8 protein-coding genes and 1 pseudogene are annotated in these 7,750 nt (G+C 39.3%); all 9 read left to right on the forward strand.

Going from position 1 to position 7,750, the window contains the following annotated elements:
• Positions 1 to 98 precede the first annotated feature (98 nt).
• Entirely contained in the window at positions 99 to 593 is a 495-nt protein-coding gene (locus tag R7Q48_RS23465; RefSeq protein WP_157625181.1) for a GNAT family N-acetyltransferase, read from the forward strand.
• Positions 594 to 755: 162 nt separating this feature from the next.
• Positions 756 to 1,373 (forward strand): hypothetical protein, encoded by a 618-nt coding sequence (locus tag R7Q48_RS23470; RefSeq protein ID WP_256903419.1) that lies wholly within the window; start codon positions 756 to 758, stop codon positions 1,371 to 1,373.
• A 151-nt stretch (positions 1,374 to 1,524) separates the two neighbouring features.
• Entirely contained in the window at positions 1,525 to 1,899 is a 375-nt protein-coding gene (locus R7Q48_RS23475; protein ID WP_103176310.1) for a hypothetical protein, read from the forward strand.
• A gap of 138 nt (positions 1,900 to 2,037) precedes the next feature.
• Positions 2,038 to 3,366 (forward strand): MBL fold metallo-hydrolase, encoded by a 1,329-nt coding sequence (locus R7Q48_RS23485; protein ID WP_256903421.1) that lies wholly within the window; start codon positions 2,038 to 2,040, stop codon positions 3,364 to 3,366.
• A 544-nt stretch (positions 3,367 to 3,910) separates the two neighbouring features.
• Entirely contained in the window at positions 3,911 to 5,047 is a 1,137-nt protein-coding gene (locus R7Q48_RS23495; protein ID WP_256903422.1) for a DUF4238 domain-containing protein, read from the forward strand.
• Between the two features lie 111 nt (positions 5,048 to 5,158).
• Positions 5,159 to 5,515 (forward strand): cell envelope integrity protein TolA, encoded by a 357-nt coding sequence (locus R7Q48_RS23500; protein ID WP_017633715.1) that lies wholly within the window; start codon positions 5,159 to 5,161, stop codon positions 5,513 to 5,515.
• 150 nt (positions 5,516 to 5,665) lie between these two features.
• Positions 5,666 to 6,124, forward strand: a complete 459-nt coding sequence (locus R7Q48_RS23505) for a GNAT family N-acetyltransferase (protein ID WP_038873759.1) — start codon at positions 5,666 to 5,668, stop codon at positions 6,122 to 6,124.
• 155 nt (positions 6,125 to 6,279) lie between these two features.
• Positions 6,280 to 7,104 (forward strand): DUF2726 domain-containing protein, encoded by an 825-nt coding sequence (locus tag R7Q48_RS23510; protein ID WP_256903423.1) that lies wholly within the window; start codon positions 6,280 to 6,282, stop codon positions 7,102 to 7,104.
• 239 nt (positions 7,105 to 7,343) lie between these two features.
• Positions 7,344 to 7,750, forward strand: a pseudogene (locus R7Q48_RS23515) (hypothetical protein); the annotation flags it as partial.

Raw genomic sequence — 7,750 nt, forward strand, 5'->3', positions numbered from 1 at the left:
TATGCGTTGAATTTAGTGATTAAGGTGGTTTGCGGCGGCTTTTGTATTGCGTTGCTCACCCCTTAGCAGGGCGTTATGTGCTTTTGAGGAAAATTGACATGGAAGTAGTAGAAGCGAGTCCAGATTTAGCTCCAATATTAGCAAGTTACGCGAAAGAATGTTTGGAGTCGGGTATCCCTAAATATTCCGGCGTTGAGCAAGATCCTGAAGCTTATTTATCAGGTTTGGTTGAACGTTCTAAGGCTACTTCTGCGTTACCAAACGGTTATTTACCCAGCACAACTTATTATTGCGTATCTAACTCTGAAATCTTAGGTGCTATTCGAGTTCGTAAAGGTACTAATGCCAACGTAGAAAATGCCATTGGGCATGTTGGCTACGAAACTAGACCGTCAGTTCGTGGTAAAGGTGTAGCCTCATTTCTGCTCGCTTGGGTGCGAGACCATATAGTCACTGACTCAGTTATTGTTACTTGTTCAATTGACAATCCAGCGTCCCAAAAGGTTATTGAAAACTGTGGCGGTGATTATCTTGGCAACTACACAAGTGAAACCGAGGGCACTGTAAGGCGCTACCGTTTAGCACGCACATAACAAAGCGTTCAAGAGGGATTCTCAACGCTTGGCAGTTTTGGTTCAAAGTTTAGCTTTTGTGATTATGGCACAATGGTTTAGGTCAGGTGATGGCGTTGTTCACCCCTTAACGCGGCGTTAGGTTTTAGTGCGAAAAATTTTTAATTAAAGGTGAGGATAAAAGTGGAAGAGCGTTGGAGTAGGCTTGTCAATTGGTGTAAAAGAACTGATATCAATTGGTCTAATTTAAATAAAGTTCATGATGTAAAACTCATTTCATCAATGTATGTTTGGATATTTATTGTTCCTGTAGCTGCCAAAATACTATCAGGAACTAATGAATTAGCGTTAGTAACAATTTTTGATTACACCTTCGAGTTACACTTAAAGCTACCATTTTCTTGGCAACTATTTTATTTTTCTGCTTTGTTTTTTGCCGGTGCGACGCTAATTTATAATTTACTCTGTCCTAAACTAATTCAGCAATATCCTTCTTATAGTTCATTCGAAAGAGAAGGGAAACAAGAATGGCACTTACGCCCTTTTGCTAATGATATTGGACTTTCCTATGACGACTTTAAGTTCGATCTTGAAGAGTCCATGCGAGAGGAAGAAGGGCGAATTTATGAAGGGAAGGAGTATATGCAAAGTGTATTCTGGCACCTTTATTGGAAAGCTGATAGGGCGAGAAAAACTGCATATATCGTATGCTGCGCATGTTATGCGGTTGGATTCATGCTAATTTCAGTTGTTTTTGTACAAAACTTTTGGTGGGTTCTTAAAAACATCTTTGGATTTTAGATCAAACCTAACAAACTGTTTAAGAGTGATTCGCAACGCGTGGCATTTATACTATGCGTTGCATTTTGTGTTTAAGGTGGCTTGCGGGAGCTTTGGTATTGCGTTGCTCACACCTTAACAGGGCGTTATATGCTTAGGGAGAAAAAGTAACATGCTTAGAAAGTTGGGAGAGTTCCCGAATAAGAGCGTTGTAGAGTATGCAACGTTACTTATTCGCGTGAGAAATGATCTTCTACCTCAAAACCTGCGCTCTTATCATTGGGAGCACGATGATAATTCAATGATCACTGTCAGTGTTTCACCTGCCGGACGATTGCGTGGGAAGAGCATTTACCTCGATTCTGTAGATTTAGCAGAACAGTTTGCAGCCTATTTGCATCAACAGTTCGAAAAACGAAAATATAAATCAAACTACACAATCGAAGTGCTTGTTGACACTACTTCACAAGGTAAAACAGTAACTCGTTGGAAAGAGTCTGACTCTCGTGATGTAAGGGATGTGCTCTCGTTAAATGTACGCACATAACAAACAGTTCAAGAGGGATTCAGCACGCGTGGCATTTTTGTTATGCGTTGGTTTCGGTGTTGAAGTGCAATGCGGTAGTTTGGTCATTGCGTGCTTCACCCCTTAACTGGGCGTTAGAATTTTTTGAGATGTTAGAAAATGGAAAGTAATAGATTTATAGGTATTTTATCAAATATTCAGCGTGTATCAGAGGAGCCTTCAGAAGAGACTGAAGCAAGATATGTTTCTACAGTTGATGGCTATAAATATAACTCATTGGTAGAACAAAACTCAGAAAGGTTGGAACTTTTTCGGTTAGAACTATTCAATCCATTTTGTATGTACGATATGTACGATATGTATTACCTTTTAAAATCATTCCGGAGATTTAACCAAATTCCCCTACAGTTTGAAGTGATACCTTGTAATAAGAAGGATGCTGATATTGGTATCTTTAGTTACTTCAAAAACGTATCTGAGGAGTATAGATACTATAAAATAGTTTCTGTTAGATTAGTAAATCTAGATGAAAGAGACCTGCTATTAGATTACTTTAATGTTTTGAGGCAATCTATAAAATCAAAGCTTGAGAGTACGTGGTATGAATACGCAAAAAAACCAGCAAAATATATTGGTTCAAAATCTATAGGTCTTAATGTAGAACCTGTTGGTCAAGGTAGTATGTCCATCATTAGTGACTCGAATGGTATGAGTAAAATTTTACTTGATTCTGGGCATGGTACTCCAATCAATAAAAAAGCAGTGTCAAAGAAAACGTATAAATTTAATGACAACCTTTCAAGCGTAGAAACCGTATTTTTATCACATTGGGATGAAGACCACTATCAACTCGCTCATCATGAGTATTTTAGTTACCTGAAAGATAAGTATTGGTTTGTTCCTTTTTCTAAGTCAGCTATAACAACCGATAGCACAAGAGATGCAATAACCTATGAACCAAGGCTTTTAGTTTGGGAAACTTTAGTAGACATAACAGAGAATTCTAAGTTTTACATTATTGATCATGGTAAAAAAGGGAGCATACCATTAGGTGCAGGTAAGAATATTTATTATGAGTGTGGTAGAAAAGAACACGCTTCTAATGAACGAGGTCTAGTCTTGACTATTGAACAAAAAAGCAAGAAGGCAAACCATAGAGTGCTTGTGCCAGGAGATGCGGATTATGAGTACTTTCCTTCATTATATGATTTTACTTATACAGGCGTTATAGCTACGCATCATGGCTCCAACAATCTGAAATCGAAGGATATTCCTCCGCCAGAAAAATATGATGAATCTATGTTTATTTTAAGTTTCGGGTTCAATGACCGTTATAAGCACCCCTCACAAGCTGAAATTAATAAAGCTAAACGCTGTAGGTACGCTATTTGGTCTACATCATTGATTGATTGGCATCAGAAAAGCATTCACGGTTCGAGTAAGCTACGTATCTTTAATAAACATGCAACCAGTATTAAGGTGATATAAAATTCTAACAAAGCATTTAAGAGTGATTCGCGACGCTTGGCAGTTTCGCTTCGCTCAAGTATAGCCAAGCGTCGCTCACACCTTAATGCGGCGTTATGAGCCACCATAAAAAATGCAGAATAGAGTGGAATAGATGGAACGGAAAAAACAGGTTCAGTGGCTCAAGATTCAAAAGGGAGGCTTTCTCAGGCACTCCCTTAATCATGGAGTAGCTTTTTGTGTACCATTTGTATTTGGTACTGCATTTGTTCATAACGATTTTTACTTGAACTTGTCGCCTTTTATTTCGTACCGGCTTTACTTGGTTACTGTCATTGGCGCGGTATTTATCGCAGGCACTGATTGGTTTATTAAAAGTAGGCAGTATCAAAAACACAGAAAGGATCTACTGCGAAAAAAAGTCTCATAACAAATTGTTCAAGAGGGATTCGCAACGCGTGGCATTTTTACTATGCGTTGGTTTTAGTGTTTAAGGTGGTATGCGGCGGCTTCTGTATTGCGTTGCTCACCCCTTAACAAGGCGTTAGATTTACTCGGAGGATTCATGCAGACATCATATAGGCATCACTATGTTCCTGAATGGTACCAGCGCCGATTTATGCTGGATGGTCAGAAATCCTATTTTAGGTTAGATCTCAGTCCAGAAGAAATAGTTCGACCTGATGGGCAGTCAGTCAAAATTGGTGAAATTCTCAATAAAGGGCCAACAAGGTTTTTTTACGAAGTAGATCTTTATACCACGCAATGGTTTGGTGAAAAAAATGATGAGATTGAACGGCATTTATTCGGCCATATAGACTCCAGTGGTTCTAAAGCTTTATCTGCGTTGGCCTCTGAAGAATGGATGCGAGAAATTCATCCTCATGTTACTAATATATTTGAGTACATGGATGCTCAAAGAATAAGAACACCCAAGGGGTTGGAGTGGTTAACTAGAGTTACTCGCGCTAAAACTCACAATGAGTTATTACTGCGCATGCAGGAACTACGTCGAATGCATTGTACTATGTGGGCGGAGGCTTCATTAGAAGTAGTGAGTGCAAATGAATCTGAAACAAAGTTCATTGTAAGTGATAACCCAGTAACACTTTATAATTCAGTGTTTTATCCAGGAAATGAACAATGCAGATTTCCAAATGACCCCGGAATACACCTAAAAGGCACAAGGACGATCTTTCCAATTGACCTTAACCATTGTGTCATTTTGACGAATAAGGAGTTTGCTCGTTCACCTGGAAAGTTTAAAGCTCCAAAGCCACACACCAATGCACGATACTTTGATCAAACTATCATTAATTACAGCGATTTTATCAGAGAACGAGAGTTTTCAGAGCAGCAAGTCATAGTCGTTAACCACATCCTTAAGTCTAGGGCTCATAAATATATAGCTGCTGCAAAAAAAGAATGGCTATACCCTGAAAAATACTTAAAAAAGAAAGATTGGGGAAAATTAGATAAGGTCTTTGTTTCAAAAAGTACTAAGCTGCTCGGGAGAGACTCCGAAATCTTCATTGGTGGAGAAGGCGGTAAACTGATGGCGACTCAGGATGAGTTCGGTCGCAGACCTCAAAGTTCTGGTGAATGGAAAGCAAAAGAACAGCAAATGCAAAAAATGCATGCTGATCTTATGCGATTGCTTGCGAAAGAAAAATCTAACAAAGCGTTTAAGAGTGATTCGTAACGCGTGGCATTTTTGCTTTGCGGCAACTTCAGTGTTTAAGGCACAATGCAGAAACTTCGGTATTGCGTTACTCACACCTTAACGCGGCGTTATGTTCAAGGAACGTTAATAATGAAAAACGCAATTTTTATTGCATTAATATCAATGTTTATTGCTGGGTGTGTTGGTTTCAATGATTCGCCAGAGGCTAGACTAGTTCACAATGCATCCTTGATGAAAGTTCGAATACAAGATGAATTGAACCAGCAAGATGAGTATCTAGGGTACGATGTCCGTGTAAACTTCAAACTTAATGATAAAGCTGAGGTTACCGAATTCTCGGTGCTAAAAACTAGTGGGCTTCGCTCGTTTGATAACGCGGTCGAAAAAGCAGTAAAGAACAGCTCCCCATTCGAATTTTTATTAAGTCTAAGTCCGCAAGAGTTCGAGCAGTTTAAAGATATTAACCTTACCGTTGATTTAGAGTAGCCGTGAACATAACAAATTGTTCAAGTGTGATTCGGCACGCTTGGCATTTTTACTATGCGTTAGTTTTAGTGGTTAAGATGGTATGCAGAGGCTTTTGTATTGCGTGCCTCACACCTTAACAAGGCGTTATGTGCTTTGGTGGAAATGGATATGGAAATCACAATCAGGCGTATCGAAACAGAAAGCATTGAGGACAAAGGTATATTCGAGACTTTGTTTAGAGAGTACCTATCTGGATTCTCAGTTGAGCTAGATCTCTCAGTAATTGCTCAGTTGTTTGCATTGCCTTATTTCCACGGATTTATCAGTTTTTTCGACGATAAGCCCGCTGGTTTTGCGGTTTGCTTTGAATCGTTTTCAACTTATCGTGCGCAAAGAGTGATGAATATCCATGATTTTATGGTGTCGGACAACTTTCGTGGTAAAGGTGTGGGGAAAGCGCAACTGAATGGTATCGAACAGTATTGTCGTGATAATGATTACCTCAAAATCACACTAGAGGTCGGTGATGACAATGTTGCAGCTAAAAAGCTCTACAGTTCATTGGACTACGAAGATTACAGAGTAGTTTTGACCGGTCAGCAACATTGGCAAAAGTACCTCAATTAGTACGCACATAACAAACTGTTCAAGAGGGATTCGCAACGCGTGGCATTTTCACTATGCGTTGGTTTAAGTGATTAAGGTGGTATGCGGCGGCATCGGTATTGCGTTGCTCACCCCTTAACAGGGCGTTATATGCCTAGTTTAAATTTGGAGAAACAATGGAAAAATTCTATACCTTACTAGCTTCACAGTCTTGGTCAGAGATTTTAGAACTAGTGAAGACCGAACAAGTATCATTGAAGAATAACGGTGTAGAGTGGGCGCGAATTTCAGGATTACTCGAAAATGAGTTTATAAAGTACGCACGAAATGAAAAAAACGTGTTGGTATCAAAGCTATGCTCTGAGTATCTTAAGCTGCAAGTATCAGATTATATTAAAGTTTCAAACGAAGGTTTAAACCAAATAGAGTCTATTGGCTTTGAAGCATCTCTTGCTCTAAGTGATTCTGACGCTAAGATTTTCTCTCAGCTTTGCGCCAACAACGAAGCTGCAATGAGTTATAAAATAGCTTCTGCTAAACCAAAGTCTGCAACTACAAATGAAACCTCGCCGAGAAGAACAAGATTTGCTCGCACTGACTGGTTAGTACCTTTGTTCAAAAGTGAACAAGAGCGATTGTTTAACCAAGCGCTTAAGGAAGTATTCCCTAATTTTTTTATTTACCCAAATGTCGCTGTTAGTAACTTGTTTGATTTCAGCGAGATTAAGGTGCATCTAACATCCGATGAGCGTGACTATTTCTTCAAGGCTATTGTTGACTTTGTAATATACGACCCAGTTGACTATACGCCTAAATATTTCTTTGAAGTTGATAGCGTTTATCATGACACCGCAGAGGCCACCATAAGAGACAATAAGAAAAACACGTTCTTTGAAGTTGCTGGGCTAAATTTGTATCGGGTGAGACTTCAATCTGACTCACTAACTCAAAAACATGAGTTCATTCGAGAAATTAGAGCTCTCACGGCACAAGGCATATAACAAAGCATTTAAGAGTGATTCCCAACGCTTGGCATTTTCAGTTCAAGTTTGGGTTTCGTGTTTACGGTGTAATGGTTTAGGTTAGGTGGTAGCGTTGCTCACACCTTAATGCGGCGTTAACTAACTCCTTCGATCCAGTTTATAAATTAAAGAGAAATGTTTCTATGACATCAAAAGAACACTTTAAACCAATAGCTTGCCATGCAGATTACTTAAAAAAGCTCTCTAATCCATGTAGAATGAAATGCAAGCGGCTGCTAGATGATTTTAATTTTTCTTATAAAAGTGGGAAAATAAATCTACAGAGCATTAGCCTTACTGGCCTTTACCTTAGCGGGAGTTTATACCATAGTGTTGAGGACATAGAATCCAGCCTTAGAGCAATGGATATGCATCAGTACTTTGATATTAAATTAGTACAGTCACAGCTATTGAGTGATGGCGCGGCGATTTCGGTAGTGCTCCCTAAAGCGGAGGTGACTCTAGTAGCAAAGAAAGAGGAATACAATGGTCTTGAAGGTGCGCTATATCTAACCTATTTGAGTTGGCTATCTTTATTCTGTGAGCAGGTGAGTGACATCGAGTACCTTGCCAACTTAGCCGACCACCCAAACACTGAGTGGTATAATGTTCGGTCTCGTACCTT

It is taken from the genome of Vibrio sp. 378, from assembly GCF_033339435.1.